Annotated in this window: 22 protein-coding genes and 1 pseudogene; 9 read left to right on the forward strand and 14 right to left on the reverse strand. The window is 71.4% G+C overall.

Annotated features, from left to right (window positions below):
• Window positions 1-50: 50 nt before the first annotated feature.
• Window positions 51-1331: an SWF or SNF family helicase gene (locus QFZ75_RS34280; RefSeq protein WP_307543184.1), complete on the reverse strand. Its 1281-nt coding sequence runs from the start codon at window positions 1329-1331 to the stop codon at window positions 51-53.
• A complete protein-coding gene (locus QFZ75_RS34285) occupies window positions 1331-4183 on the reverse strand; it encodes a DEAD/DEAH box helicase (protein ID WP_307543186.1) in 2853 nt (950 codons plus the stop codon). Before QFZ75_RS34285 ends, QFZ75_RS34280 begins: the two co-directional genes overlap by 1 nt.
• Window positions 4184-4536: 353 nt before the next feature.
• Here QFZ75_RS34285 and QFZ75_RS34290 point away from each other — a divergent pair, with 353 nt between their 5' ends.
• A complete protein-coding gene (locus QFZ75_RS34290; RefSeq protein WP_307543188.1) occupies window positions 4537-4719 on the forward strand; it encodes a hypothetical protein in 183 nt (60 codons plus the stop codon).
• A gap of 202 nt (window positions 4720-4921) precedes the next feature.
• Here QFZ75_RS34290 and QFZ75_RS34295 read toward each other — a convergent pair whose 3' ends face one another.
• The 3 genes from QFZ75_RS34295 to QFZ75_RS34305 all read right to left on the reverse strand — a co-directional run bounded on the left by QFZ75_RS34295 (window position 4922) and on the right by QFZ75_RS34305 (window position 7065).
• Entirely contained in the window at window positions 4922-5776 is an 855-nt protein-coding gene (locus tag QFZ75_RS34295) for a hypothetical protein (RefSeq protein WP_307543190.1), read from the reverse strand.
• Between the two features lie 174 nt (window positions 5777-5950).
• A complete protein-coding gene (locus QFZ75_RS34300; protein WP_307543191.1) occupies window positions 5951-6277 on the reverse strand; it encodes a hypothetical protein in 327 nt (108 codons plus the stop codon).
• A gap of 188 nt (window positions 6278-6465) precedes the next feature.
• Window positions 6466-7065 carry a class I SAM-dependent methyltransferase gene (locus tag QFZ75_RS34305; RefSeq protein WP_307543192.1) on the reverse strand — a complete coding sequence of 200 codons (600 nt, stop codon included), beginning with the start codon at window positions 7063-7065 and terminating at the stop codon, window positions 6466-6468.
• Window positions 7066-7212: 147 nt separating this feature from the next.
• Between QFZ75_RS34305 and QFZ75_RS34310 the strand changes: the two are divergent.
• A pseudogene (locus tag QFZ75_RS34310) lies at window positions 7213-7413 on the forward strand (ATP-binding protein); the annotation flags it as partial.
• 159 nt (window positions 7414-7572) lie between these two features.
• Here QFZ75_RS34310 and QFZ75_RS34315 read toward each other — a convergent pair.
• On the reverse strand, window positions 7573-8001 hold the full coding sequence (locus QFZ75_RS34315; RefSeq protein WP_307543194.1) for a PPOX class F420-dependent oxidoreductase: 429 nt from the start codon (window positions 7999-8001) through the stop codon (window positions 7573-7575).
• 97 nt (window positions 8002-8098) lie between these two features.
• Between QFZ75_RS34315 and QFZ75_RS34320 the strand changes: the two genes are divergently transcribed.
• On the forward strand, window positions 8099-8512 hold the full coding sequence (locus QFZ75_RS34320; RefSeq protein WP_307543196.1) for a roadblock/LC7 domain-containing protein: 414 nt from the start codon (window positions 8099-8101) through the stop codon (window positions 8510-8512).
• A gap of 143 nt (window positions 8513-8655) precedes the next feature.
• Window positions 8656-9681 (forward strand): DUF6397 family protein, encoded by a 1026-nt coding sequence (locus tag QFZ75_RS34325; RefSeq protein WP_307543197.1) that lies wholly within the window; start codon window positions 8656-8658, stop codon window positions 9679-9681.
• A gap of 19 nt (window positions 9682-9700) precedes the next feature.
• On the opposite strand, the gene QFZ75_RS34330 is transcribed toward QFZ75_RS34325, so the two are convergent.
• Window positions 9701-10573 carry an acyl-CoA thioesterase II gene (locus tag QFZ75_RS34330; protein ID WP_307543199.1) on the reverse strand — a complete coding sequence of 291 codons (873 nt, stop codon included), beginning with the start codon at window positions 10571-10573 and terminating at the stop codon, window positions 9701-9703.
• A 19-nt stretch (window positions 10574-10592) separates the two neighbouring features.
• On the reverse strand, window positions 10593-13106 hold the full coding sequence (locus QFZ75_RS34335; RefSeq protein ID WP_307543200.1) for an RNA helicase: 2514 nt from the start codon (window positions 13104-13106) through the stop codon (window positions 10593-10595).
• 145 nt (window positions 13107-13251) lie between these two features.
• On the opposite strand from QFZ75_RS34335, the gene QFZ75_RS34340 reads away from it, so the two are divergent.
• Window positions 13252-14046 carry a metal-dependent hydrolase gene (locus tag QFZ75_RS34340; RefSeq protein WP_307543202.1) on the forward strand — a complete coding sequence of 265 codons (795 nt, stop codon included), beginning with the start codon at window positions 13252-13254 and terminating at the stop codon, window positions 14044-14046.
• Between the two features lie 62 nt (window positions 14047-14108).
• Here the strand turns inward: QFZ75_RS34340 and QFZ75_RS34345 are convergent, their stop codons facing one another.
• The 4 genes from QFZ75_RS34345 to QFZ75_RS34360 all read right to left on the reverse strand — a co-directional run bounded on the left by QFZ75_RS34345 (window position 14109) and on the right by QFZ75_RS34360 (window position 18927).
• The gene (locus QFZ75_RS34345) at window positions 14109-14429 is read right to left on the reverse strand and encodes a type B 50S ribosomal protein L31 (protein ID WP_307543204.1); all 321 of its coding nucleotides are present in this window, start codon (window positions 14427-14429) and stop codon (window positions 14109-14111) included.
• Window positions 14430-14484: 55 nt separating this feature from the next.
• Entirely contained in the window at window positions 14485-14955 is a 471-nt protein-coding gene (locus QFZ75_RS34350) for a DUF5709 domain-containing protein (RefSeq protein WP_307543205.1), read from the reverse strand.
• A 358-nt stretch (window positions 14956-15313) separates the two neighbouring features.
• Window positions 15314-17104, reverse strand: a complete 1791-nt coding sequence (locus QFZ75_RS34355) for an ABC transporter ATP-binding protein (protein ID WP_307543207.1) — start codon at window positions 17102-17104, stop codon at window positions 15314-15316.
• On the reverse strand, window positions 17101-18927 hold the full coding sequence (locus QFZ75_RS34360) for an ABC transporter ATP-binding protein (RefSeq protein ID WP_307543209.1): 1827 nt from the start codon (window positions 18925-18927) through the stop codon (window positions 17101-17103). Before QFZ75_RS34360 ends, QFZ75_RS34355 begins: the two co-directional genes overlap by 4 nt.
• A 188-nt stretch (window positions 18928-19115) precedes the next feature.
• Here QFZ75_RS34360 and QFZ75_RS34365 point away from each other — a divergent pair, with 188 nt between their 5' ends.
• Together QFZ75_RS34365 and QFZ75_RS34370 are read left to right on the forward strand one after the other, a co-directional pair.
• Entirely contained in the window at window positions 19116-19859 is a 744-nt protein-coding gene (locus QFZ75_RS34365; RefSeq protein WP_307543211.1) for a hypothetical protein, read from the forward strand.
• Window positions 19860-20025: 166 nt separating this feature from the next.
• The gene (locus QFZ75_RS34370; RefSeq protein WP_307543213.1) at window positions 20026-21750 is read left to right on the forward strand and encodes a peptide-N4-asparagine amidase; all 1725 of its coding nucleotides are present in this window, start codon (window positions 20026-20028) and stop codon (window positions 21748-21750) included.
• Between the two features lie 106 nt (window positions 21751-21856).
• Here the strand turns inward: QFZ75_RS34370 and QFZ75_RS34375 are convergent, their stop codons facing one another.
• Window positions 21857-22342, reverse strand: coding sequence for a MarR family winged helix-turn-helix transcriptional regulator (locus QFZ75_RS34375; protein ID WP_307543215.1), 486 nt, complete (start codon window positions 22340-22342; stop codon window positions 21857-21859).
• A 107-nt stretch (window positions 22343-22449) separates the two neighbouring features.
• Between QFZ75_RS34375 and QFZ75_RS34380 the strand changes: the two genes are divergently transcribed.
• Together QFZ75_RS34380 and mltG are read left to right on the forward strand one after the other, a co-directional pair.
• Window positions 22450-24249, forward strand: a complete 1800-nt coding sequence (locus tag QFZ75_RS34380; RefSeq protein WP_307543216.1) for an ABC transporter ATP-binding protein — start codon at window positions 22450-22452, stop codon at window positions 24247-24249.
• A gap of 43 nt (window positions 24250-24292) precedes the next feature.
• Window positions 24293-25138, forward strand: a complete 846-nt coding sequence (mltG, locus tag QFZ75_RS34385) for an endolytic transglycosylase MltG (RefSeq protein ID WP_307543218.1) — start codon at window positions 24293-24295, stop codon at window positions 25136-25138.
• 89 nt (window positions 25139-25227) lie between these two features.
• Here mltG and QFZ75_RS34390 read toward each other — a convergent pair whose 3' ends face one another.
• Window positions 25228-26379 carry an NAD(P)-binding domain-containing protein gene (locus tag QFZ75_RS34390; RefSeq protein ID WP_307543219.1) on the reverse strand — a complete coding sequence of 384 codons (1152 nt, stop codon included), beginning with the start codon at window positions 26377-26379 and terminating at the stop codon, window positions 25228-25230.
• Window positions 26380-26401 lie beyond the last annotated feature (22 nt).

Consider the following 26401-nt stretch of genomic DNA (forward strand, 5'->3'; position numbering starts at 1 on the left):
CGCTCATCCGCTGGGGGCGGGCCGTGCCCCGCCTGGTTCCCGGTCCGGTGTCACTCCTGTCCCTCGGCCAGGGCGAGCGCCGTCGCGGGGTCTTGGGCGGCAGGACCGGCGGGGGCCCAACGGCCCCGCTCCTTGCGGTACGGCCACCAGCGGCCGTCCGGTCCCGGACGGAGCTGGATCCGTCCGTCGGCAGTGGTCCAGCGGTTGCGGGCCGCGTGCAGGGCAGGCCGCTCGTCGTCCTCCCAGGCCGACTCCAGGGCGGCACGCGCACGTGCGTACGTCTGCGCCGGCCGGTCCGCCTCGAGTACGTCGAGGGCGGCCGCACCTCCGTACTCCCAGGCGCGGACCGCGAGCGCCAGGCCTTCACGGTCGCGTCCCGAACCCTTCGCGAGCCGATCGGCCGACGCGGCGTCGGGCCGGCCCGACGCCAGTCGTACGGCATCCTGCGCGGGCGTCAGGCCGGTCTCCGGAGCGCGCTGTTCATGGTCCGCTGCCAGCGCGTCGACGAGCAGCCGGTACGCCTCACGCGCGGCCTGTGCCGCCAGGAACTCCAGCGCGGCCGGATCGACTCCGGGCGCGGGAGCGGTCTCCGTGTCCAGCGAGGGCGGCAGGCCCGGCTCCGGGGGCACGGCAGGTGCCCCGGGCAGCGACGGCAGGATGTCGCCCGCCGCATACGCCCCGGCGGCGTCCACACCCTCCTGCGCGTCCTGTCGAACCGCTGCGGTCCCGGTCCCGGTTCCCGTCGCGGACCGGGAGACGCTGTGCCTCTGGACCTCGTCGAGCAGTTCGCGTTCGCCGCGGCCGCGCAGCAGGAGCAGCACGAAAGGATCCTGGTCCAGCAGCCGCGCCACCTGATAGCACAGCGCGGCGGTGTGACCACAGTGGTCCCACGCGTCGCAGTCGCACTCCGCCTCCAGGTCGCCCAGGCCCGGCAGGAGTTCGATGCCGGCACTCGCGGCGTCCTCGACGAGGTGCGGCGGCATCTCGCGGTCGAGCAGTGCCGCGATGTGCCCCGCCCGCTCGACGGCCATGCCGAGGAAGCGGTCCCACTGCTCCCCGGACAGCTCCTGCAGCAGGACGTCCGCACGGTGCGCGGTGCGGTCGCGGTCCTGGACCACCGCGGTGACGCGCCCGGGGCGGACCGACACGGCGCCCACGGCCCCCGCACGCGCGAGACGGCGGCCCACCCGCAACTGCTCCGAGTCCAGCGCGGCGTCCTCCAGCGCCCGGAGCCAGGCCTGTCCCCACCAGCGCTGTGCGAACCCCCGGCCGCGTGCCGGCGGCAGAGCGGCGAAGGTGCGCTCCGGAGTGTTCTCGTACGGATCGCTCATCAGGCGCCCCCTCGCAGTTCCACCAGGTCGGCCAGCTGCGCGTCGCTCAGTTCGGTGAGGGCCGACTCCCCGGAACCGAGCACCGCGTCCGCCAGCTCCCGCTTGCGCAGCAGCATGTCCGCGATGCGGTCCTCGATCGTCCCTTCGGCGATCAGCCGGTGCACCTGCACCGGTCGCGTCTGACCGATGCGGTACGCACGGTCGGTGGCCTGCGCCTCGACTGCGGGGTTCCACCAGCGGTCGTAGTGCACGACGTGCTCGGCCCGCGTGAGGTTCAGGCCCGTGCCCGCCGCCTTCAACGACAACAGGAAGACGGGTACCTCGCCGTCCTGGAAGCGCTGCACCATGGCCTCACGCTCGGGGACCGACGTGCCGCCGTGCAGGAACTGCGAGTGCACACCACGTGCGGTCAGGTGGCGTTCGATCAGGCGCGCCATGCGCACGTACTGCGTGAAGACCAGAACGCATGCCTCCTCGGAGAGGATGGTGTCGAGCAACTCGTCCAGCAGCTCCAGCTTTCCGGACCGCCCGGCGATCTTCGGCCGGTCCTCCTTGAGGAACTGCGCCGGGTGGTTGCAGATCTGCTTCAGCCCGGTGAGGAGCTTCACGATCAGCCCCCGCCGGGCCATGCTGTCGGCGCCAGTGATCTCCGCGAGGGTCTCGCGGACCACCGCCTCGTACAGACCGGCCTGTTCCTTGGTGAGCGATACGGCACGGTCGGTCTCGGTCTTGGGCGGAAGCTCCGGTGCGATACCGGGATCGGACTTGCGGCGGCGCAGGAGGAACGGCGCCACGAGGCGGGCGAGCCGGTCCGCCGCCCCCGGGTCCTGCCCGCCCTCGACGGCCTTCGCGTACTGGTTGCGGAACGTCCCGAGCCGGCCCAGCAGGCCTGGTGTCGTCCAGTCGAGGATCGCCCACAGCTCGGAGAGGTTGTTCTCCACCGGAGTGCCGGTGAGCGCCACGCGTGCGCGTGCGCCGATCGTCCGCAGCTGCCGGGCCGTGTCCGAGTACGGGTTCTTCACGTGCTGTGCCTCGTCGGCGACGACCATGCCCCACGACCTGTCCGCCAGACGTGCCGTGTCGAGCCGCATGGTGCCGTAGGTCGTCAGGACGAACTCACCGGCGGCGATCCCGTTCAGGCTCCGCCGCGCGCCGTGGAAGCGGCGGACGGGAGTGCCCGGAGCGAACCGCTCGATCTCGCGCTGCCAGTTGCCCATCAGGGACGTCGGACAGACGACGAGCGTGGGGCCCGCGGTGGGCCCGTCGGTCTGCCGGTGCAGATGCAGTGCGATGAGCGTGATCGTCTTGCCCAGGCCCATGTCGTCCGCGAGGCAGCCGCCCAGTCCGAGAGACGTCATCCGGGCCAGCCAGCCGAGTCCCCGCAGCTGGTAGTCGCGCAGGGTCGCGGCGAGTGCGGCCGGCTGTCCGACCGGCTCCTGCCCTTCCGGGTCCGAGAGGTGGTCCCGCAGCGTCGCCAGCCACCCCGTGGGCCGCACGTCGACCCTGAGGCCGTCGACCTCCGTGGAACCCGTGAGGACGGCGCTCAGCGCGTCGACCGGTGTCAGCTTGCGGTCCTGCTGGGCGCGGGCCCGGCGCACCTCCTGCGGATCGACGAGTACCCACTGGTCACGCAGCCGTACCACGGGGCGGTTCGCCTCGGCGAGCCGGTCCAGTTCCTCGCGGGTCAGCTGCTGGTCTCCCAGCGCGAACCACCACGAGAAGGCCAGCAGCGCGTCCGCCGACAGGAAGGAGGGAGTGTCCGGGGCCGGTCCGCTCGCGCCTCGCCCGTCGTCCGGCGGACCGATGACCGCGCGGGCCGTCAGCCTGTGTGACAGTTCCCTGGGCCAGTGCACCTCCACACCGGCGGCGGCCAGCGCCCGGGCTCCCCCGCCCAGGAGTTCGGCGACCTCCTCGTCGGCGAGTTCGATCGTGTCGGGTACGGCCGCCGACAGCAGGGGAGCCAGCGGGGCCCAGGCCCGGACGGCACGGCGCAGCGCGAGGAGTGCGTCCATCCGCGCGCGCGGGCCGAAGGCGGGGCTCGACCCGCTCCACACCTCGGCCGCGTCCGCCAGCAGGGCCGGGTCGCTGACGCTGTGCAGTTGCAGCACCGCACGCAGCGGCAACCGGGTCTCGTCCGACGTGGCCGACGCGAGGCCCGGCACCTCGACACGCAGCGAGATCCGCACACCGGCGTCGTGCCCCGCCGCGACATCGGCGGCCCACGCGCGGTGTTCTGGTACGTGCTGCGGTTGCGCGGCGGCGAAGGCCGGGCCGCCCGCGGCGAGCGACGCGGCGGGGGAGCGGGGGAGTGTGTCGGCGACGGCGTCGAGGAAGGCACGCAGCAGCCGCTCGGGATCGGGCAGTCGCAGCGGTCGTGCCTCGTCGACGGGTACCGCGTGGGCGTGCGGCGGCATGGCGGCGGCCAGCTCGCGGATCCGTTCCAGGTCCTGCGCACTCAGCGGACCTGCGCGCCATGCGTCGTGGTCACCGGCGCTCAGGCCGGGCAGCAGCAGCCCGCGTGCGGCGAGTTGCAGCGCCAGCACGGCCGCGGCGCCCCAGAAGGCGCTCGCCCCATGGGCCTGCGAAGCGGTACGCGCACGCGTGAGGACCGGCAGCGCCGCCCGCACCGGCAGTACGACGGCCGGCACCCGCACCAGCTCGACACCGTCCTCGCCGGGAAGGGCGACCGTCAGCTCCTCCACGGAGCCGGAGTCGACATGGGGAGGCTCTTCGCCGTCGGGCAGCCAGAAGGCGACCCTGCCCGTCCGGGCCGGATCGGCGGGGACGAAAACGGCGCAGCGACGGGCCAGTTCGGCGATCTCGAAGGGAGTCGGGGCAGGAATCCTCTGCACAGCGATGACTGCGTTTCTCAAATTTGACTACTTGGGGCCGGGGTCGCCGAGGGTACAGCACGGCGAAGGGAACGCACAGCGCCGCATCCGTGACGCGGGACTTCCGACGGGCTGTCGCGCGCTCCCCGCTGCGCGCACACTGTCGGGAGCCGGGTATCGCTTACCCGGCTGGAGGGGGCGTGGGCTCCTGCTGTCATGCCCCGCAGGGCACGTAAGCAGGTCGGAGAGCCGCTCTCAGGGGCGAGTAGGGGGCGCGCCTCAGGGTCGTATCAGGGTCACGGTCCGGAACCGTCGGGAGCGCGGGTCCGTTCTCAAGACAGAGAGCGGCAGTGGCCGCTGAGGAGGCTACGCACATGTCAAGGAACGCGAAAATAGCCGCAGGTGGTGTCGCGGTCGGCATCATCCTGCTCTTCTTTGTGCCCTGGTGGGCCGCCCTGCTGATCGTCGTGGGGGTTCCCGCGGCGGCGTATCTGACGCTGGACCCCTCGCAGCGGCGCAGGCTGCGCCGCGTCGGTCGCAAGGAGTTGGGCCGCTGAACCACCCGCGGTCCGCAGTTCGCTGTTCGCTGTTCGCGGTCAGGGGAGTTCCCCTTCCGGAGCACGGGAGCCGATCATGTCACCGTTCGTGGGCCCGCCGAGGTGCGGTCCACGGGCGGTTACGTGCCGCCCGACGCCCCGGCCCGACGCTCCCGGCCCGCCGCCTGTCGGCGTTCGGCTGGAGTTCGGTGGCTCGTCGGGCTCAGTTGGGGCGTACCGCCATCTTGTCGAGGGCCTCCAGCAGGCCGGGCAGTTCGGGACCGCGGCCGACCGTGAGGATCTCTCCGGGCTTCTCGTCGAGCAGGATGAAGGCGATGTCGTCGGTCCGCGCCACCATCGACCAGCCGGGCCCGTCGGCCCGCAGCATCCGCGCGTCCCCCGGGGCGAAGGACGAGCGCACGCGGCCGAGCGGCGGAGGAGTGTCCACGTACGAACGCGCTTCATGGAGGACGCGCCTGATGCCGGTGAGCGGCGCCCGTCCGGGGCCCCCGTCCGGGGCGTCGTGCCCGGATTCGTCACTCGCGACGGTCTTGCCGTCCGTCGGAGCGGCAAATGCGCTCTCGTCGATCTGTTCGCGCCAGGCGGCCCACTGCAGCGCGATCTCGTCGGCACCGAGGCGCCGTTGAGCGGCACCCCAGGTGGACGTGTCCGGCGGACACAGCGGGGTCTGATCGCCGATCTCCGGCGCGGGGTCGTGCGGAGCGGGCACACCGGGCGCCGCGACCGCCAGGGCGAGCGGCCACCCGGGCAGCGCCGCCACCATCGAGCGATCGTCCGGCGACAGGTCGTACTCCATCCCGCAGTCCCAGGAGGCGACGGCGACGGCCACCAGTGAGACGTCGTCGATGACGACGGTCCACCGTGCCCCGTCGCCGTCCTGACCCAGTACCAGGCCGTACCCGTCGGCGACGGGCACGAGGCCGAGTGCCGCACAGGCCTCCGGGTAGTCGTCGCCCAGCACGCTGGGGAACTGCGCCGGCGTCAACAGCACCGCGGTGAGCACATACAGTGCGTCGTCGTCCCCGGCGGCGACGGCCGCATCGTCCGTCCCGGCCATCCCAGCCTCCCCATCACTACATCCGTCGGCGCACCCTAATGCGCGCCCACGTCCCTTGTCACGAGGCTGGAACTCGTGAGTAGCTTCGTCCGTCGTCTCGTGCGGGAGCGGATCGACCACCGGCGGACGCCCTGTCCTCGGCCGGGTCCGGGCGATCCGCCCCCCCCGCTCCCGTCAGGCGGCCGGCAGCCCCAGAAGGGTCCGGGCCACGGCGTTGGGCGACTCGTCGCGTTCCCGCGCGAGCGCGATGACGGCTCGGCACGCCAGCTCGTTCACGCCGAACGAGAGTGCTTCCGGCGACACCCAGGTCGCGGCCTCGTCGACCCCGTCCTGATCGTCCTCGGCGCCGGCGGACACGTACGCCGCGGCGGCTTCGAACAGGTTGTGTGTCCGCTTCTTCGGATTCTCAGGACGAGGCCCGGGGGGCCGGACGGACCCCTGGGAGCCGGCTGTTCCCAGGCGTGCGAGGAGCTTTCTGAGTTTGGCCAGTGTGCCTGACATTCGGGCCACCTTCCCCAACGCGCTATTTCATCGGTCATCACCCATATGCCTCCATTCAACGTAGAGTTGAAGCTTCGACTGCAGAAGAGGGCAGTGACGTGAAGCGCCAGCGGCCGCCCTCGTCCAGCGGTACGGGCGGTGCCCGCTCCTCCTGCGGAGCGCGCCCAGGACGACCCTGAACCGCGAGGTCAGGGACGGCGTTCCGCCAGCGCGAGGAACCGGGTGTCCTCGTCCACGTACGCCGTCATGTGCCAGCCCGAGGTGGACAGCAACGGCCCGAGGTTGCCCTTCGCGCGCAGGTCGTCCGGCGTGATCCGCCGCCCTTGGCGCGCCGCCAGGGCGGCCCGGCCGATCGGATGGAAGAGCGCCAGGATCCCGCCGGGCCGTACGACCCGCGCCAACTCCCGCAGGTTCGCCTCCGGGTCGGGAAGGTGCGCGACGAGCCCGGCCGCGAAGACCGCATCGAGCGACTCCGGGCGCAGCGGCAGCCGTGCCACGTCGGCGAGGAGCAACCGTCCGGCCCGGTCCCGGCCGGCCCGTACCGCGGCGTGCAGCATGGCCGGCGTCAGGTCCGCGCCGAGGACCACGCCCGAAGGCCCCACGGCGTCCCTGAGGGGCGGCAGGGCCCGTCCCGTACCGCAGCCCGCGTCGAGCACGCGGTCGCCCTCCTGCAGTCCCAGCCCGGAGACGGCCGCCGCGTACACCGGGCCGTCGTCGGGGAACCGCTCGTCCCAGTGGGCGGCGCGGGCCGAGAAGAACTCCTGAACATGCGTGTGGTCGTCGCTCATGCACCGCATGATCCCGCATCGCACGCGAGCGACACGGTCGAACGCCGACGCGAAACGCCAGGCGGCGCACACGTTCGAGCGTGATGCGGTCGTTCCCCACCACCTGCGCGTCACATTGCAACCCGGCCCTCCCGAGAGAAGAGAGCGATGGTCCCCGAACACTCCGATGTCACCAGCGGTGAGACGACTGCCCTGGCGCTGAAGATCCTCGTTGCCGGCGGCTTCGGCGTCGGCAAGACCACCCTGGTCGGCGCGGTCGGCGTGGACCGGAAGGTCACGACGACCGTCGCCATGGACTTCGGGCGTATCACCATCGGATCGGGTCTGTCGCTCCATCCGTCCGGCTCGGGGAGGGAGGCGCTGATACGTCTCGTCGAGCAGCCGGACGGATGCACACCGCCCGGCTGCTCGACCCGGCCCGCTGACGTACGGCACCGCACATGCGGCACCGCACGCGTGGCACCAGGCGTGCGGGCCTGGTGCCACGCACGCCCCGTGCCGCGGGATTCAGTCGGAGACCGAAGCCTCCGCGAGAACCTTCTCGATCGTCACGCGGACTAGGAGTTCGCCGGGCACGCCGTTACGGGACGCGAACTCCTCGGCGCGCTCCGCACCCATGTACCGGGCGCCGATCCGTCCGGCCCACAGCCGTACGTCGTCGAGGTCCTCCGAGATCCGGGCGCGCCCCTGCAGGACGACGTAGGCGTACGGAGGCCGGTCGTCGTCCACACACAGGGCCACCCGTCCGTCCCGGGCCAGATTCCGCCCCTTGACCGTGTCCTTCCCCGTGTTGAAGACCAGGTCCTGCCCGTCGAGCAGGAACCAGATCGGCGCCACATGCGGACGTCCGTCGGCCCGGACGGTCGACAATTTGCCGGTGCGGGTTCCGTGCGAGACGAATGCCCGCCATTCCTCATCGGTCATCTTCTGTGCCATGCCCCCCATCCTCCTTGCCCGGACGCCGACGGTGGGGAAGGCTGGTCGATCGGATCCTCCGGCCAGGAGGCGCCACGCATACACGGGGAGACGGATCATGGCGGAGAACCAGGGGCTCGACTGGCTGCTCGACGACCTGACCCAGCGTGTCGAGCACATACGCCACGCGCTGGTGCTGTCCAACGACGGACTGGTGACCGGGGCGAGCACAAGCCTGAGGCGTGAGGACGCCGAACATCTCGCCGCCGTCTCCTCGGGTCTGCACAGTCTGGCGAAAGGTTCCGGCCGGCATTTCGGCGCGGGCCGCGTGCGCCAGACGATGATCGAGTTCGACGACGCGCTCCTCCTCGTCACGGCGGCGGGCACCGGCAGCTGCCTCTGCGTGCTCAGCGCGGCGGAAGCGGACATCGGCCAGGTCGCGTACGAGATGACGCTGCTCGTCAACCGGGTCGGAGAGCACCTCCACGTCGATGTGCGACAGCCCGAGCACTCGTCCTCGATAGACATCTAGAATTTTCTGCAGGTCTCTGAACTGCGCAGATGTCAGCGCGATCGAGGTTATCCACAGGCCCGGCGCGAAGAACGCCGAACCGGCTACGGTTTTTCCCGAAGCAAGCGAACGCACACGCACACCGCTGCACGGGGGAGAACACCATGGCCGGCGACACCATCACGCAGACCGTCAGGTCCGAGGCGCGACCCGCACTGACACCGAGCCGCGCCGCGCGCGAACTGGAGCTCAAGCGAGGGGAGTTCGACCTCGCCGTACGACTCGGCCGCATCCGCACGGTGCCCGACGAGGGCGGCGGAGGGCGTCGCGTGACCCGCCCGGAGATCGAGAGGGTGCGGTCCGAGGCAGGCTTTCCGGAGGCTCTGCGAGAACGCGTCAAAGCGGTCGGTACCTCCGAGGGTGCGGCCCTCATGGACATCACGACCGGCCGGTTCACCCGCTTCGCACGCCTGGGCCTCATCGTTCCCGTCAAGTTCTACCTGAACCGCTACCGGGCCGTGGTGTGGCTGTACCTCGCCGAGGAACTGAAGCAGTTCGCCGCGAACAAGGAGAACGCACCACTGTTGAACAGCCGTCTGCCCGAGGGGCTGCGCGGCCAGCTGGACACCGGCCTGGATCTGCGGGCGCGGAACTGGCGAGGGCGGTACCTGGGCTTTCTGCTCCGGCAGGCCCAGGATCCATGGGAACGCGCCGCGGCCGTGGCGTCGCTGCTCGATTCCGGGCAGGTCGCCGAGATCGTCGCCGATCCCTACGAGCGTGCCTACCTGAACCGGTACCGGCCCGACAAGGGCGGCCATGAGACGCCCGATTCGCCCGCCGCCCGCATCACCGCCCGGATCCTGACAGCGGCGGATCCGGACGAGATCGGCTGGCTCCGCGCCGACCTGGCCAACGGACTGGAGGAGGCGCGCCACCGTCGGCCCGCCCCACGACCGACGACGGAGCCTGCGCCGTGGCCCAGGAGCCACGACCTGCGTCATGACCGGCCGACCTCGCTCGGCAGGCACCGGACGCCCACTGCGCGGCGACGGCCGGTGCCGGTGCTGCACGCGGCCGGAGTGCCCCACCCGGCCGGGCCGGGGCGAGCGGTCGAGGCAGCCCGGCACGTGATCGACGAACCGGAGCGTCCCCGGCGCCTCCTCGACCGGCTCAGGCGCAGAAACTCCTGACCCGGACCCGCCCGACCCGTCAGCTCTCGAGCTTGCGGAACAACCCCTCCTGCACGACGGAGACGAGCAGCCGTCCCTCCACGTCGTAGATACGGCCCCGGGCCAGACCCCGGCCGCCCGTCGCGATCGGAGACTCCTGGTCGTAGAGGAACCACTCGTCGGCGCGGAACGGCCGGTGGAACCACATGGCGTGGTCCAGGGAGGCCATGTCGAAACCGCGCCGGCCCCAGAGGGGTTCCACCGGAATACGGACGGCGTCCAGGAGGGTCATGTCGCTCGCGTAGGTGAGTGCGCAGGTGTGGACCAGCGGGTCGTCACCCAACGGACCGACGGCGCGCATCCACACGGCGCTGCGCGGCTCGGCGTGCTCGATCTCCTCGGGGGTCCAGCGCAGCCGGTCCGCGTAGCGGATGTCGAAGGGCTGGCGCCGGGCCATGCGCTCCAGTGTCTCGGGGAGCGCGCCCAGATGCTCCTTGATCTCCTGGGTGACGCTCGGGAGCGACTCGGGATCCGGGACTTCGCGGGCCGGCGGCAACTGGTGCTCGAAGCTCCCCTCTTCAGGTTTGTGGAAGGAGGCGGTCAGATTGAAGATCGTGCGGCCCTGCTGCACGGCGGTGACGCGGCGTGTGGTGAACGACCGCCCGTCCCTGACCCGTTCGACCTGGTACACGATGGGCACGCCCGGCCGGCCCGGACGCAGGAAGTACGCGTGCAGCGAGTGCACGGGCCGTTCCGCGTCCGTGGTGCGGCCGGCGGCGACGAGGGCCTGGCCCGCCACCTGCCCGCCGAAGACCCGCTGCAGGGACTCCTGCGGGCTGCGGCCACGGAATATGTTGACCTCGATCTGCTCCAGGTCGAGCAGGTCGACGAGTCGTTCCGCCGGGTTCGTCATGAGTCGCGTTCTCCTGTGCTCACAGCTGGCCGACGGCGGTGACCTTGACGACGGCACGTCCCTCGGCGTCGGAGGCCACGAGGTCGACTTCCGCACCGATGCCCCAGTCGTGATCTCCGTTCGGGTCGGCGAAGGTCTGCCGCACCCTCCACAGTCCGTTCTGAGGCTCCTCCTCGATGCGCAGGAGCTTGGGTCCACGCGCGTCGGGACCGGTGCCGAGATCGTCGTACTCGTCCCAGTACTTGTCCATGGCATCGCCCCAGGCGTCGGCGTCCCAGCCGGCCTCGGCGTCCATCTCGCCCAGTTCCGCGAGGTGGTCGAGGGCGGCGAGTTCGACGCGCCGGAACATGGCGTTGCGGACGAGGACCCGGAAGGCGCGCGCGTTGGCCGTGACCGGCTTGACCTGGTCGGCCTTCTCCTGCGCCTCCTCGGCCGTCATGACCTCGGGGTTGGCGAGCTGCTCCCACTCGTCGAGGAGGCTCGAGTCGACCTGGCGCACCATCTCGCCGAGCCAGGCGATCAGGTCCTCCAGGTCCTCCGACTTCAGGTCGTCCGGGACGGTGTGGTCGAGGGCCTTGTAGGCGCTCGCCAGGTAGCGGAGCACGATGCCCTCGGTGCGGGCGAGCTCGTAGTGGGAGACGAACTCCGTGAAGGACATGGCCCGTTCGTACATGTCGCGGATGACGGACTTCGGGGAGAGCGGATGGTCGCCCACCCACGGATGACTCTGGCGGTAGGTGTTGTACGCATGGGAGAGCAGTTCTTCGAGCGGCTTGGCGTACGACACGTCCTGGAGCCGCTCCATGCGCTCCTCGTACTCGACACCGTCCGCCTTCATCGCCGCCACGGCCTCACCACGGGCCTTGTTCTGCTGGGCGGCGAGGATCTGCCGGGGGTCGTCCAGCGTGGACTCCACGACGGACACCATGTCGAGGGCGTACGAGGGGGACTCGGGTTCCAGGAGCTCGAACGCGGCGAGAGCGAAGGTCGACAGCGGCTGGTTGAGGGCGAAGTTCTGCTGCAGGTCGACGGTGAGGCGCACGATCCGGCCCTCGGCGTCGGGCGTGTCGAGTTTCTCCACGACTCCGCCGTCGAGGAGCGAGCGGTAGATGGCGATCGCCCGCCTGATGTGGCGCAGCTGCTGCTTGCGGGACTCGTGGTTGTCCTCCAGCAGATGCCGCATCGCGGCGAAGGCGTTGCCGGGGCGTGCGATGACCGACAGGAGCATCGTGTGCGTGACCCGGAAACGCGAGGTCAGCGGTTCCGGATCGGACGAGATCAGCTTCTCGAACGTGGTGTCCGTCCAGCCGACGAAGCCCTCCGGAGCCTTCTTGCGCACCACCTTGCGACGCTTCTTCGGATCGTCGCCCGCCTTGGCCAGGGCCTTCTCGTTCTCCACGACGTGCTCGGGGGCCTGCGCCACGACGAAGCCGGCCGTGTCGAAGCCCGCCCGCCCGGCCCGGCCCGCGATCTGGTGGAACTCCCGCGCGCGCAGCGTCCGTACGCGGGTGCCGTCGTACTTCGCCAGCGCGGTGAACAGCACGGTGCGGATGGGCACGTTCACGCCGACGCCGAGGGTGTCCGTGCCGCAGATGACCTTCAGGAGACCGGCCTGCGCCAGTTTCTCCACCAGACGGCGGTACTTGGGCAGCATGCCGGCGTGGTGCACACCGATGCCGTGCCGTACGTAGCGGGAGAGGTTGCGGCCGAACTTGGTGGTGAAGCGGAAGTTGCCGATCAGATCGGCGATCTGGTCCTTCTCCTCGCGCGTGCACATGTTGATGCTCATCAGTGCCTGCGCGCGCTCCACAGCCTGTGCCTGGGTGAAGTGCACGATGTAGACGGGCGCCTGCCTCGTCTCGAGGAGCTCGGTGAGCGTCTCGGTCAGCGGCGTCAGCTTGTACTCGTAGGAGAGGGGCACAGGGCGGGTCGCCGAGCGCACCACCGAGGTGGGACGGCCGGTGCGCCGGGTCAGGTCCTCCTCGAACATGGAGACGTCGCCGAGCGTCGCCGACATCAGGATGAACTGCGCCTGCGGCAGTTCGAGGATCGGGATCTGCCAGGCCCAGCCGCGGTCGGCCTCGGCGTAGAAGTGGAACTCGTCCATGACGACCTGGCCGACGTCGGCGCGCCTGCCGTCGCGCAGCGCGATCGACGCCAGGACCTCGGCGGTGCAGCAGATGACCGGGGCATCGGAGTTCACGGAGGCGTCGCCGGTCAGCATGCCCACGTTCTCGGTGCCGAAGATCTTGCACAGCTCGAAGAACTTCTCCGAGACGAGGGCCTTGATCGGCGCGGTGTAGAAGGTGACCTCGTCACGGGCGAGCGCCGCGAAGTGGGCACCTGCGGCGATCATGCTCTTGCCGGACCCGGTGGGGGTCGACACGATCACGTTCGCCCCCGAGACCACCTCGATCAGCGCCTCCTCCTGGTGGGGGTAGAGCGTGAGACCGCGTTCCCCGGCCCACGACTCGAAGGCTTCGTAGAGGGCGTCGGGATCTGCGGTCGGCGGCAGCTGATCGATAAGGGTCACGACCCCATCTTGCCTGTCATCGCACCCGATGAGGGAATCGGATGCGGGACCGAAGATCATGAAGGCTACGCTGTGTCGCCGGCCAGGTGTCGGCACGGGCGGGCGACCGGCGGCCCGTACAAGAGGAATGGGGCGGGGCACGGCGATGATGGGACCAGCACACTCACTGTCCGGGGCGGCGGCCTGGCTGGGCGTCGGAGCGGCGGCGGCCGCCGCCGGTCACACGATGCCCTGGCCGGTCGTGCTCACCGGAGCACTGATCTGCGCGGGTGCCGCGCTGGCCCCGGACCTGGACCACAAGGCCGCCACGATCTCGCGGGCCTTCGGGCCCGTCTCCCGGGGACTGTGCGAGATCGTCGACAAGCTCTCGTACGCCGTCTACAAGGGGACGAAGAAGCCCGGCGACCCGAGCCGTTCCGGTGGACACCGCACCCTCACCCACACCTGGCTCTGGGCGGTGCTGATCGGCGCGGGTGCCTCGGTCATCGCGATCCAGGGAGGCCGCTGGGCGGTGCTGGCCATCCTGTTCGTGCACCTGGTGCTGGCCATCGAGGGGCTGCTCTGGCGGGCGACGCGTGGCTCCAGCTCCGACGTCCTGGTCTGGCTGCTGGCCGCGACGAGCGCGTGGATCATCGGAGGAATACTGGACGAGCCGGGCAACGGCGCCGGCTGGCTGTTCACGGAGCCGGGCCAGGAGTACCTGTGGCTCGGACTGCCGATCGTCCTCGGTGCGCTGGTGCACGACATCGGGGACGCGCTGACGGTGTCGGGCTGCCCGATACTGTGGCCGATCCCGGTGGGCCGCAAGCGCTGGTACCCGCTCGGGCCGCCCAAGGTGCTGCGGTTCAGGGCGGGCAGCTGGGTAGAGCTGAAGGTGCTGATGCCCGCGTTCATGGTGCTGGGCGGGGTGGGCGGCGCGGCCGCTCTCAACTACATCTGAGGCACCGTGCCGGAGGGGCGGGTACCGCCGACGGGCGGCGGACCGCACCCCTCCCGGCGAGGTCACACCGTGTCGTCGCCGTCCGGTGCCCCACCCTGGCCCGCTCCGCCCTCGCTCCCGGCGGCGGTGCCGGTGCCGGTGCCGGTGCCGTAGCGCTTCTCGAAGCGGGCGACCCGTCCCTCCGTGTCGACGGTCCTGGCGGTGCCCGTGTAGAAGGGGTGGCTCTCCGAGCTGATCTCCACGTCGACGACGGGGTACGTCCGGCCGTCGTCCCACTCGATGGTCCGGTCGCTGACGGCGGTGGACCGGGTCAGGAAGGCGTATCCGGCGGCGCGGTCACGGAAGACGACCGAGTGGTAGTCGGGGTGCTTGTCCTGCTGCATGAGTACTCCTTGCGTGGGGGAGGGGTGCGCGGACGGATCGGGGGAGAGAGCGGGGTCAGCCGGACAGGGTGTCCTCGTCGACTATGTGCATGGCGGCCTCCTCCGCCGAGGCCGCCGCTCCGTCGATGCCCACGTCCGTGGCGATCAGCCCGCTCTCCCCGTCCTCGTGCGCGCCTTCGCCGGGAGCCACGAGACGCCCGGAGCGGAGGGTGCCCACTTCGTTGTCCAGGGGTTCCCCGTCCGAGTCCGGACAGTCCCCGATGCCGTCGCCGTCGGGTGGGGCGATGTCGGGGAGCTCCTCCGCGAGACGTTCGTCGAGGGTCTCGCCGCGGTGCCGCTCGGCCGCCGTCACGTCTCTGCGTTCCACCGCCCAGGGGCGTTCCGGAGGTGACCAGCCACGATCGAGGGGGTCGTTCACACCGTCGGTCTCCAGGGTGTCCTCGGCGTCGAGCAGCCCGGCGTCGTCCTGAATCTCGGATCCGTCGGGCTGGTAGACGTCGTCTCCCCAACCGTCGGCGCTGTCCACGAGTACCTCCAGGTGGTGCGGGCCGGTCTGCTGTCGCGTCCGGCCGCCGGTGCGCGGACCGTCCGGCCCGGACCCCGCCCGCCCGCCCGTCCGTCCGTCCGGAACACGTGGAACCGGATGGTTCCCGGGCTTTCTCCGAGCCGGTGCCGCCATCTACCCTTCCACCCCTCTTCGACACCGCGCAACGGCAAGGGGCCCGGCCGGGCGTGGCCGCCTGCTCACGTGGGGCGGACATGCGGGCGGGTACGGGGCGGGCCGTGGCGGTGAGCCTGGAGTGGCAAGGCCCCGGTCCACCCCCGGGTGGGCCCCCGCCGGCCCCGGCCCGCCCCCGTGCGGCGGACCGGGGCCGGGCAGCGGCTCACCCGTGCCACGACCGCCACAACGCCGCGTACGCGCCCCCGGCGGCGACCAGCTCGTCGTGGCTGCCGAGTTCGCTGATGCGGCCGTTCTCGACGACGGCGATGACATCCGCGTCGTGGGCGGTGTGCAGCCGGTGGGCGATGGCGACCACCGTGCGGCCCTCCAGCACGCGGGCCAGGGAGCGCTCCAGATGACGGGCGGCCCGCGGGTCCAGGAGCGAGGTGGCCTCGTCCAGGACCAGCGTGTGCGGGTCGGCGAGCACCAGGCGGGCGAGCGCCACCTGCTGCGCCTGGGCCGGTGTGAGCGCCACACCGCCCGAGCCCACCTCGGTGTCGAGCCCGTCGTCCAGCGCCCGGGCCCAGCCGTCGGCGTCGACCGCGCCGAGGGCCGCCCACAGCTCGGCATCCTCGGCACCGGTGCGGGCGAGGAGCAGGTTGTCGCGCAGGGCGCCCACGAACACATGGTGTTCCTGGTTGACCAGCGCCACGTGGGAGCGGACCCGTTCCGCGGACATCCGGGACAGCTCGGCGCCGCCCAGGGTGACGCTGCCCGTGCGGGGCGCGTAGATCCCGGCGAGCAGTCTGCCCAGTGTGGACTTGCCCGCGCCGGACGGACCGACCAGGGCGAGGCGGGTGCCGGGCGCGACCTCCAGGGAGACCTCGCGCAGCACGTCGACGCCCGCCCGGTAGCCGAAGTGCACCTCGTCGGCGTGCACGTCACGTCCGTCGGGGGCCAGCGAACCGTCGCCCGCGTCCGGCTCGATGTCACGGACGCCCACGAGCCGGGCCAGCGACACGTGGGCCACCTGCAGCTCGTCGTACCAGCGCAGGATCAGGCCCACCGGGTCGACGAGCATCAGTGCGATCAGCGCGCCGGTCGTCAGCTGGCCCACGTCGATCCAGCCCCGGAGGACGAACCACCCGCCGATCATCAGGACCGAGCCGAGGACCGTGGTGTGCGTGGCGTTGATGACCGGGAAGAGCACCGACCGCAGCCAGAGGGTGTACCGCTCCCAGGCGGTCCACTCCGCGACCCGCCGGTCCGACAGGTCGATGCGGCGGGCGCTCAGGCGGTGCGACTCGATGGTCCGTCCGGCGTCCACGGTCTCGGCGAGCACGGCGGCGACGGCCGCGTAACCGGCGGCCTCGGAGCGGTAGGCCTTCGGCGCGCGCTTGAAGTACCAGCGGCAGCCGACCACCAGGATCGGGACGGCGACCAGCACGGCGGGCGCGAGCGGCGGCGCGGTCACGACGAGTCCGCCGAGCAGCAGCGCCACCCACACCACACCGATGGACAGCTGCGGCACGGCCTCGCGCATGGCGTTGGCCAGCCGGTCGATGTCCGTGGTGATGCGGGACAGCAGATCGCCGGTGCCGGCCCGTTCGAGGACGCCGGGCGGCAGCCCCACGGCCCGTACGAGGAAGTCCTCGCGCAGGTCGGCCAGCATCCGTTCGCCGAGCATGGCCCCGCGCAGCTGTACCTGGCGCACGAAGACGGCCTGGACGACCAGGGCGACGGCGAACAGTGCGACGGTGCGCTCCATGTGCAGTTCGCGCGCCGCCTCCGCCCCGTCGGAGACGTGCTGGACCAGGGAGCCCAGCAGATAGGGGCCGACCATCGAGGAGACGACGGCGACCGTGTTGACGGCGACGAGGAGCAGGAAGGCCCGCCGGTGCCGTCGGAAGAGTTCGCTCACATAGGCGCGTACGGTCGCGGGGGCACCGACGGGCAGGGTCTCTGCTGTCGTCGGGGCCGCCGGGTCGTAGGCCGGTGGCGCCACGCCGATCATGCCGTCTCCTCGATCTCTTCCAGGTCTTCGATCTCTTCGAGGCCTTCGAACTTCTGCCGGTGGCCCAGCTCGTGCGCGGTGGCCTCGTCGTCGGTCTCCCGGGTGACCACCGCGCGGTACCGCACGTCGCTGTGCAGCAGTTCACGGTGCACGCCGACCGCCGCGACCTCGCCCCCGTGGACGAGTACGACCCGGTCCGCGCGGTCCAGGAGCAGCGGCGACGAGGTGAACACCACCGTGGTGCGTCCCTGGCGCAGTGCCCTGATCCCGTCGGCGATCCGCGCCTCGGTGTGCGAGTCGACCGCGGACGTGGGTTCGTCCAGGACCAGCACCCCGGGTGCCGTGACCAGCGACCGGGCCAGCGCGAGGCGCTGGCGCTGGCCGCCGGACAGGGAGCGCCCGCGTTCGGTGATCCGGGCGTCCATCGGGTCGGTGGCGTCCAGCGCGCCCTGGGCGAGCGCGTCCAGGACGTCCCCGCACTGCGCCGCGGACAGCGCCTCCTCGGCGGTGACGTCCCCCGAGGCGGGCACGGCGAGCAGGTCGCGCAGGGTTCCGGAGAGCAGGACCGGGTCCTTGTCCTGCACGAGGACGGCGGTGCGGGCGGAGTCGAGGGGCAACTCGTCCAGCGGCACGCCTCCGACCAGCGCCGACGGCAGCTCCGAGGAGTCCGCCGGATGACCGCCGAGCCGTTCGGCCAGTGCGCCCGCGGCGTCGGGGTCACCGCACACCACGGCGGTGAGCCGTCCGGCGGGCGCGAGCAGACCGGTCGCGGGGTCGTACAGGTCCCCGGTCGGCACCAGCGCCTCCCGCGACCCCTCGCTGTCCATGGCGCGTTCGAGCGACAGGACCCGCGCCGCGCGTTGGGCGGACGGCCGGGAGAAGGAGTACGCCATCGCGATCTCGGTGAAGTGCCGCAACGGGTAACTGAGGAGCATGACAGCGCTGTACACGGTGACCATCTCGCCGACGGTGATGCGGCCCTCGCGCGCCAGGTTCACGCCGTGCCAGACGACCGCGATCAGCAGCAGTCCGGGCAGCAGCACCTGGATCGCGGAGATCAGCGCCCACATCCGGGCGCTGCGCACGGCGGCGTGCCGGACCTCCTGCGAGGCGCGGCGGTAGCGGTCGAGGAACAGCTCCTCGCCGCCGATCCCGCGCAGCACGCGCAGGCCCGCGACGGTGTCCGAGGCCAGCTCGGTGGCGCGCCCGGCCTTCTCGCGCTGGAAGTCGGCGCGGCGGGTGGCCCGCGGCAGCAGCGGCAGTACCGACAGCGCCAGGACGGGCACGCCCACGGCGACGACGATGCCGAGCGCCGGCTGGTAGACGACGAGGGCGACGCAGACGACCACGATCGTCAGCGCGGCCGCGGTGAACCGCGACACGGCCTCCACGAACCAGCCGATCTTCTCCACGTCACCGGTCGAGACCGCGACGACCTCGCCGGCCGCGACCCGTCGCGTCAGCGCGGAGCCCAGCAGGGCGGTCCGGCGTGCCAGCAGCTGTTGTACGCGTGCGGCCGCGGTGATCCAGTTGGTGACGGCGGCCCGGTGCAGCATCGTGTCGCCCAGCGCGATGCCGGCGCCGCACAGCGCGATCACCCCGCCCGCGAGGGCGAGCCGCGCTCCGGAGCGGTCCACGACGGCCTGGACGGCGAAACCGACGCAGAAGGGCAGCGCGGACACGGACACGAAGTGCAGCAGACCCCAGACCAGGGCCTTCACCTGCCCGCCGAGCTGATTGCGGCCGAGCCACATCAGGAACCGGGGCCCCGAGCGTGCGTCCGGCACACCCGGGTCGGGATACGGAAGGTCTTGAATCTGCATGACGTCCCAAAGGGCTGGTAGTACGGAGTGAGGGGAGGCAACAAACTGTGCAAGGTTCGCGTCGCAGCGTGTCCGCAGGCAAACGGTTTTCCGTCACAGGGCAAAGATTCGGCCTGGAACGCCCGTATTCGGCAGGTAGGCCGAGGGTCGGGCGCGGTTGTCCGGAACGTGGTGCGACGATGGACGGTATGCGAATACGCGGTGCGAAGCGCACGACGGCCGTGACCGCGGTCCTGACCGCCCTGCTGGTGCCTCTGGCCGCCTGCGGCGGCTCGGACGGCGGGAGCGGCAAGGAGAACGACGGGCAGGCGGGCGACGGGTCCCGTCCCGAACAGGCGCGCACCGTCGACCTGAAGCGCATCCCCGATGTGGGTGACAAGCTGCAGAAGCAGATCCCGGCCGGCTCCCGGCAGGTCGTCGCGGTCTACGGCGAGGGCAAGGACTCGGCGGACTCCACGATCGTCCTCTACACCAAGTCCGGCTCCACCTGGGACAAGACGCGCAGTTGGAAAGGGCACAACGGCAAGAAGGGCTGGACGACCGGCCACCGCGAGGGCGACAAACGCAGCCCCGTCGGGGTGTTCACGCTCAGCGACGCGGGCGGCGTCCTCACCGACCCCGGCGCCAAACTCCCGTACACCGAGTCGGCCGGCTTCCAGGCCCCGCACTACTGGGCCAAGTCGCACTGGAACGACTTCGATTACGTCATCGCCATCGACTACAACCGCGTCAAGGGCACCTCGCCGAACGACCCGACCCGCCCCGAGGGCCAGTCCAAGGGCGGCAGCATCTGGCTGCACATGGACCACGGCAGTGGTACGTCGGCCTGCGTGAGCCTGTCCAAGTCCGGTATGGAGTACCTGCTCCGCACCCTCGACCCGGACCGCAACCCGGTCGTGGTGATGGGCGACAAGGCCGACCTCAAGGCCTGACACCCGCAGGACCCGGACCCGTACCCGTACCGTTTCAGCGGCCCGGACCCGTACCGCTTCAGCAGTGGTACGGGTCCTGTCATGCGGCGAGCTCCCGGTCCCCGGGTCCCGGTGCACGACCGAGGCCGCATTGCGCGCCGGGCCGGCTCCCCGTAGAACACCGCTCATGAGAAGACGGATCATCATGTCCATGCTCGCCGGAGCGACCCTGGCGGCGAGCACCCTCCTCGGCGCGCACCCCGCTTCGGCCGCCCGGCCGCCACAGGCCTCGGCCCTCGCCGACCCGCCCGCCGAGTTCGGCACCGACTGGCACGATCCCCTCACCGCCGCCCCGCCCGTCACGAAGCCCGCCGGACGGTCCTGCGAAGTCACGGTCGCCGAGGCGCAGTTCCGGGACTTCACGCCCTACAAGGGCACGTACGCACCCCCGAGCGGCTGCGGCGACCGCTGGAGCAAGGTCGTGCTGCGCCTCGACGGCAAGGTGAAGGGACGCCAGTACGACCGGCTCGGCTACCTGCACATCGGCGGTGTCGAAGTCCTCCGCACGTCCACCCCGCAGCCCTCGCCCGACGGCATCGAGTGGTCGGTGGAGAAGGACGTCACGCGCTACAGCGACACGTTCCGCGCGGGCCGCGACGTCGAGATGCTGATCGGCAACGTCGTCGACGACACCTACACCGGCGTCATCGACGTCAAGGTGACCCTGACCTTCTACGCGGCCGGAGAACGAACCGCGGACGGTCCCGCGGCCGCAGTCACGAACGGGCCCGCAGCCGCGAACAAGCCCGCAGTCGCAGCCGTCACCCCCGACCGCGTCCTCACCCTCCGGGACGGCACCCTCACCACGCCGCGCAACAGTGAACGCATCGTCGCCGAGGTGTACGCCACCGGTTCGGGCGGCGGTTGCGAGGAGTACTGGTACCTGACGGTGCCCGACGCCGCTCCCTACTCCTGCAAGGCGGGCGACGGCCCCTACCGCGAGGTGCAGATCGCCGTCGACGGCGAACTGGCCGGTATCGCCGCGCCGTTCCCGACCGTGTGGACCGGTGGCTGGTCCAACCCCTTCCTCTGGTACGTGATCCCGGGCCCGCGCGCCTTCGACATCAAGCCGGTCGAGTACGACCTGACCCCGTTCGCGGGGCTGCTCAACGACGGCCGGCCGCACCGGATCGACGTCTCCGTGGTGGGCGTTCCCGAGGGGCGGAGCGGCTGGAGCACCCCGGTGAACGTCCTCGTCTGGCAGGACGCGAAGAGCGCCCATGTCACCGGGAAGCTCACCGGCCACAGGGCCGGCGCCCTCGCGAACTCCTCGACATACACGCCCGGTCCGGAGCACCGGCTCGACACGGACGCCGGGCACCGGCTGACCGTGTCCGGGTATGTCGACACGTCCCACGGCCGGGTCAGGACCACGGTCGACCGCACGCTGGCGAGCGCGTCCGCGCACCGCTGGACCGACGGCGAGACCACGGACGCGCTCGAGGGGACCTGGACCGACGACGAGAAGCTCACCGTCGACGGGCGCGGGCCCGCCCTGGTGACCCGGACGGACCGCACCTACACCATGGACGGCACCACGACGCTCGGCGCGGGTGACCGGCTGCGTACCGTGCTGTCGCTCGGCGACCGGGCGGCCGTCGAGGAGACCCGCGGCGGCCGGCGCACCGCGTGGTCCCGGCTCGACGACAGCTACTCGGGCGACGCGACCTACACCGCGAACGTGCCGCGCGACCAACGGCACGCCGTCGCCACCACGAGCGAGCGCTACCGCCTCCACGGCTCGGGCGGGTGCTACGACCGACGCCTGGTGACCGTGCAGGGCACCCTCACCCGTCCTGGGACTTCGGTGAGTTCATGCCCGGGTGCCTCTTCTTCCCCAACTCGCGGCTGAGGTCCGGTACCGGTCCGGGACGGACGGACCGCATCAGCCGGAACGACATGATGCAGCCCATGTCCGCGGTGACTGCCGGGCGGGTCGGGCAGGTCGGAGGGCTCCTTCAGCAGGTGCCCTTCGGGCCCCGCGGGGCGTCCGTCCCCCCGGCCGCCGCACCCGTCCCGTCGACGAGTGTGTCCAGCAACCCCCCGAGCACCGTGCGCTGCTGGTCGGTGAGAGGCGCCAGGATGTCCTCCGCGGCCGCCCGGCGCGCGTCGTGCAGTTCTCGCAGGGTCCGCCCGCCGTCCTCCGTCAGCTCGATGCGGATGACCCGCCGGTTGGTGGGGTCCGGTACGCGCCGTACCTTGCCGCTCGCCTCCAGGCCGTCGACCAGTGTGGTCACGGCCCGGGGCACCACCTCCAGCCGCTCGGCCAGGTCGGCCATGCGCGGCGGCGAGCCGTAGTGGGCGAGGGTGCGCAGCAGGCGGGACTGGGCCGGCGTGATGCCCAGCCCTCGCGTCTGGAGGTGGTGCTTCTGGATGCGGTGCACACGGCGGGTCAGCCGCAGCAACTGCTCGGCGAGCAGACCGTCGGCGTCGGAGGTGTCCATGGCGGGAACAATATCAGGACCATGTTCATTGTGAGTATAGGTAACAATGAGCTATGCTCCGTCAGGCTTCGAACCGCCTCCGTTCCTCTCACACCCCGTAGGAGCCCATGCCCCGCGACGACATCAACTGGACGCCGCCACCCGTCGAGGCAGGACAGCCCCGGCAGGTACGCCGCATCCTCACCCTCTTCCGTCCCTACCGCGGGCGGCTGGCGATCGTCGGCCTGCTCGTCGGCGCCGCGTCCCTGGTCTCGGTCGCGACGCCCTTCCTGCTCAAGGAGATCCTCGACACCGCCATCCCGCAGGGCCGCACCGGCCTGCTGAGCCTGCTCGCGCTGGGCATGATCCTCAGCGCCGTCCTCGGCGGTGTCCTCGGCGTCCTGCAGACCCTGATCTCCACGACGGTCGGCCAGCGCGTCATGCACGACCTGCGCACCGCCGTCTACGACCGGCTGCAGCGCATGTCACTCGCGTTCTTCACCAGGACGCGTACCGGCGAGGTCCAGTCGCGCATCGCGAACGACATCGGCGGGATGCAGGCGACGGTCACCTCGACCGCCACCTCCCTGGTCTCCAACCTCACCAGCGTCGTCGCCACGATCGTCGCGATGGTCGCCCTCGACTGGCGGCTGACCGTCGTCTCGCTGCTCCTGCTGCCGGTGTTCGTGTGGATCAGCCGCCGCGTCGGCAACGAGCGCAAGAAGATCACCACCGAGCGCCAGAAGCAGATGGCGGTCATGGCCGCCACGGTCACCGAGTCGCTGTCCGTGAGCGGCATCGTGCTGGGCCGCACGATGGGCCGCTCCGACTCCCTCACCCGCTCCTTCGCCGAGGAGTCCGAGAGCCTCGTCGACCTCGAGGTCCGGTCGAACATGGCGGGGCGCTGGCGGATGGCCGTCATCGGCATCGTCATGGCGGCCATGCCGGCCGTCATCTACTGGACCGCGGGCATGGCCCTCCAGCTGGGCGGGCCCTCGGTCTCCATCGGCACCCTGGTCGCCTTCGTCTCGCTCCAGCAGGGACTGTTCCGGCCCGCCGTCAGCCTGCTGTCCACCGGCGTCCAGATCCAGGCCTCGCTCGCCCTGTTCCAGCGCATCTTCGAGTACCTCGACCTGCCCGTCGACATCACCGAGCCCGAGCGCCCGGTCCACCTCGACCGGGTCAGGGGCGAAGTGCGCTTCGAGGGGGTCGAGTTCCGCTACGACGACAAGAGCGGGCCCATCCTCGACGGCATCGACATCACCGTGCCGGCCGGTGGCAGCCTCGCCGTCGTCGGGCAGACCGGTGCCGGGAAATCCACGCTCAGTCATCTCGTCCCGCGTCTGTACGACGTCACGGGCGGCCGGGTGACCCTCGACGGGGTGGACGTGCGCGACCTGGACTTCGACACCCTCGCGCGGGGGATCGGGGTGGTCTCGCAGGAGACGTACCTCTTCCATGCCACAGTGGCCGACAACCTGCGGTTCGCCAAGCCGGACGCCACCGACGAGGAGCTGTACGCCGCGGCGGAGGCCGCGCAGATCCACGACCACATCGCGGCCCTGCCCGACGGGTACGACACGGTGGTGGGGGAGCGCGGGCACCGGTTCTCGGGCGGTGAGAAGCAGCGCCTGGCCATCGCCCGTACCATCCTGCGGGACCCGCCGGTCCTGATCCTCGACGAGGCGACCAGCGCCCTGGACACCCGTACCGAACGTACCGTCCAGGAGGCCATCGACGCCCTGTCGGCCGACCGGACGACGCTCACCATCGCGCACCGGCTGTCCACCATTAGGGGTGCCGACCAGATCGTGGTGCTCGACCGCGGGCGCACGGCCGAACGGGGCACGCACGAGGAACTGTTGGCGCGGGGCGGACGCTACGCCGCCCTGGTCCGCAGGGACGCCCAACTGGAGCCGACAAACTGACTATATGTCGAGTTTATGACCGTATGCGGGTTAACGTGCCCGCATGCAGAACTACACTCCGCCCACTCCGCCACGGAGAACGATCCGACTGACGCGCCGGGGGCGGACCGCCCTCATCGCCACCGGCGCCGTCGTGGCGGCCACCGCCGTGGCGGTGCCGCTGCTGAGCACGGACGGCAGGAAGGAACCCCGGACCCTCGTGATCCCCGAGGGCTGGCGCTCCGGCCAGGTGTACCAGGCCATGGACAAGGCCCTCGCGCTGCCCGCGGGCACCAGCAGGAAGTCACTGGAGAAGGCGCACCTCAAGCTGCCGAACGACGCGAGCGGTAACCCCGAGGGCTACCTCTTCCCGGCGACCTATCCCCTCGACAGGAAGTCGACGCCCACGTCCCTGCTCGCCCGGATGGTCGAGACGGCGAACAAGAAGTTCGACGGCGGTACGGTCACGGCCGGGGCCGAGCGCAACGCGATGAACGTCTACCAGACCGTCACCGTCGCGAGCATCGTCCAGGCGGAGGCGGCCACCGAGGCGGACATGGGCAAGGTGGCCCGGGTCATCTACAACCGGCTCGACCGGGGCATGCCGCTGCAGATGGACTCCACCGTCAACTACGCGCTGAACCGCAGCACCCTGAAGACCAGCCGGAACGACACGCAGCTCGACAGCCCGTACAACACGTACGCGCGGATGGGGCTGCCGCCCACGCCGATCGCGAACCCCGGCGCGCAGGCCATGCGTGCCGCGGTCTCACCGGCCCAGGGCGACTGGCTGTACTTCGTCACCGTCAAGCGGGGCGACACGCGCTTCACGGCCGACTACGAGGAGCACAAGAAGAACGTCGCCGAGTTCAACCGCGCCGGCAGGAGCGCCCCGGCGCCGTCACGCTGAGCCCGGCCGCAGCCGCAGCCATGCCGTAGCCGCGGTGTGGTGTGTGCTCGTGGAGCCGTCCGCGCCCCTCCGGGGGCGCGGCGAAGTCGTCATTCCCCCGACCCGGCCGGCACGGTCGACCCGGCCGATCCGACCGACCCGGCCGGCGTGACGGTCCGCGGAGCGTCCGCCGTCAGTCGCCGGATGTCCCGTACCGCCGCCCGTCCGGCGCGGTTGGCGCCGATGGTGCTGGCCGAGGGCCCGTACCCGACCAGGTGGATCCGCGGATCGGCGACCACCCGGGTCCCCTCGACCCGGATGCCGCCGCCGGGCTCGCGCAGCCGCAGCGGGGCCAGATGGTCGATGGCGGCGCGGAAACCGGTCGCCCACAGGATGACGTCCGCATCCACACGGCGTCCGTCGTCCCACTCCACCCCGTCCGGGGTGATCCGGTCGAACATCGGCAGCCGGTCCAGGACGCCGTCGGCGATGCCCTGCCGGATCGCGTCGTTCAGCGGCAGGCCGGTCACCGACACGACGCTCTTCGGCGGCAGCCCCCGGCGGACCCGTTCCTCCACGAGGGCGACCGCCTCCCGGCCCACGTCCTCGGTGAACGGCCCCTCCCGGAAGACGGGCGGCCGCCGTGTCACCCAGTGGGTCTCGGCGGCGTACGGCGCGATCTCCAGCAGATGCTGTGTCCCGGACGCGCCCCCGCCCACCACGACGACGCGCTGCCCCGCGAAGTCCTGCGGGCCGGGGTACTGGGCGGTGTGCAGCTGCCGCCCCCGGAAGGTCTCCTGGCCGGGGCTGCGCGGCCAGAACGGCCGGTCCCAGGTGCCCGTCGCGTTGATCAGCGCCCGTGTCGACCACATACCGTCCGAGGTCTCGACCAGCAGCCGGCCCGCGTCGCCCTCGCGCACGGCCTTCACGTCGACCGGGCGTCGTACACGCAGGTCGAAGGCGTGCTCGTACGCGTCGAAGTACTCGGCTATGACCGCGGAGGACGGCCGCTGCGGATCCGCGTCCGTCAGCTCCATGCCCGGCAGTGCGTGCATGCCGTGCACCTTGCCGTACGTGAGCGACGGCCACCGGAACTGCCAGGCGCCGCCCGGCCGCGGCGCGTGGTCCAGGACGACGAAGTCCCGCTCGGGCTCGAAGCCGGTGCGCCGCAGGTGGTACGCGCTGGACAGCCCGGCCTGACCGGCGCCGACGACTACCGCATCGACTTCCCGCGCGCTGTCCCGCACTCCGCTGTTGTTCACGCTTCTACCAACTCCGGGCCCG

This window comes from Streptomyces sp. V3I8 (assembly GCF_030817535.1).
Lineage (GTDB): Bacteria > Actinomycetota > Actinomycetes > Streptomycetales > Streptomycetaceae > Streptomyces.

Excerpts from the sequence above, each read along its gene's own strand:
- QFZ75_RS34345 (WP_307543204.1), bottom strand. The coding sequence starts at position 14,429 with ATGCAGCAGGACAAGCACCCCGACTACCACTCGGTCGTCTTCCGTGAC.
- QFZ75_RS34295 (WP_307543190.1), bottom strand. The coding sequence starts at position 5,776 with ATGGCCGGGACGGACGATGCGGCCGTCGCCGCCGGGGACGACGACGCA.
- QFZ75_RS34330 (WP_307543199.1), bottom strand. The coding sequence starts at position 10,573 with ATGACGAACCCGGCGGAACGACTCGTCGACCTGCTCGACCTGGAGCAG.
- QFZ75_RS34280 (WP_307543184.1), bottom strand. The coding sequence starts at position 1,331 with ATGAGCGATCCGTACGAGAACACTCCGGAGCGCACCTTCGCCGCTCTG.
- QFZ75_RS34360 (WP_307543209.1), bottom strand. The coding sequence starts at position 18,927 with ATGCAGATTCAAGACCTTCCGTATCCCGACCCGGGTGTGCCGGACGCA.
- QFZ75_RS34290 (WP_307543188.1), top strand. The coding sequence starts at position 4,537 with ATGTCAAGGAACGCGAAAATAGCCGCAGGTGGTGTCGCGGTCGGCATC.
- QFZ75_RS34315 (WP_307543194.1), bottom strand. The coding sequence starts at position 8,001 with ATGGCACAGAAGATGACCGATGAGGAATGGCGGGCATTCGTCTCGCAC.
- QFZ75_RS34370 (WP_307543213.1), top strand. The coding sequence starts at position 20,026 with ATGAGAAGACGGATCATCATGTCCATGCTCGCCGGAGCGACCCTGGCG.
- mltG (WP_307543218.1), top strand. The coding sequence starts at position 24,293 with ATGCAGAACTACACTCCGCCCACTCCGCCACGGAGAACGATCCGACTG.
- QFZ75_RS34340 (WP_307543202.1), top strand. The coding sequence starts at position 13,252 with ATGATGGGACCAGCACACTCACTGTCCGGGGCGGCGGCCTGGCTGGGC.
- QFZ75_RS34355 (WP_307543207.1), bottom strand. The coding sequence starts at position 17,104 with ATGATCGGCGTGGCGCCACCGGCCTACGACCCGGCGGCCCCGACGACA.
- QFZ75_RS34305 (WP_307543192.1), bottom strand. The coding sequence starts at position 7,065 with ATGAGCGACGACCACACGCATGTTCAGGAGTTCTTCTCGGCCCGCGCC.
- QFZ75_RS34300 (WP_307543191.1), bottom strand. The coding sequence starts at position 6,277 with ATGTCAGGCACACTGGCCAAACTCAGAAAGCTCCTCGCACGCCTGGGA.
- QFZ75_RS34320 (WP_307543196.1), top strand. The coding sequence starts at position 8,099 with ATGGCGGAGAACCAGGGGCTCGACTGGCTGCTCGACGACCTGACCCAG.
- QFZ75_RS34375 (WP_307543215.1), bottom strand. The coding sequence starts at position 22,342 with ATGGACACCTCCGACGCCGACGGTCTGCTCGCCGAGCAGTTGCTGCGG.
- QFZ75_RS34365 (WP_307543211.1), top strand. The coding sequence starts at position 19,116 with ATGCGAATACGCGGTGCGAAGCGCACGACGGCCGTGACCGCGGTCCTG.
- QFZ75_RS34380 (WP_307543216.1), top strand. The coding sequence starts at position 22,450 with ATGCCCCGCGACGACATCAACTGGACGCCGCCACCCGTCGAGGCAGGA.
- QFZ75_RS34325 (WP_307543197.1), top strand. The coding sequence starts at position 8,656 with ATGGCCGGCGACACCATCACGCAGACCGTCAGGTCCGAGGCGCGACCC.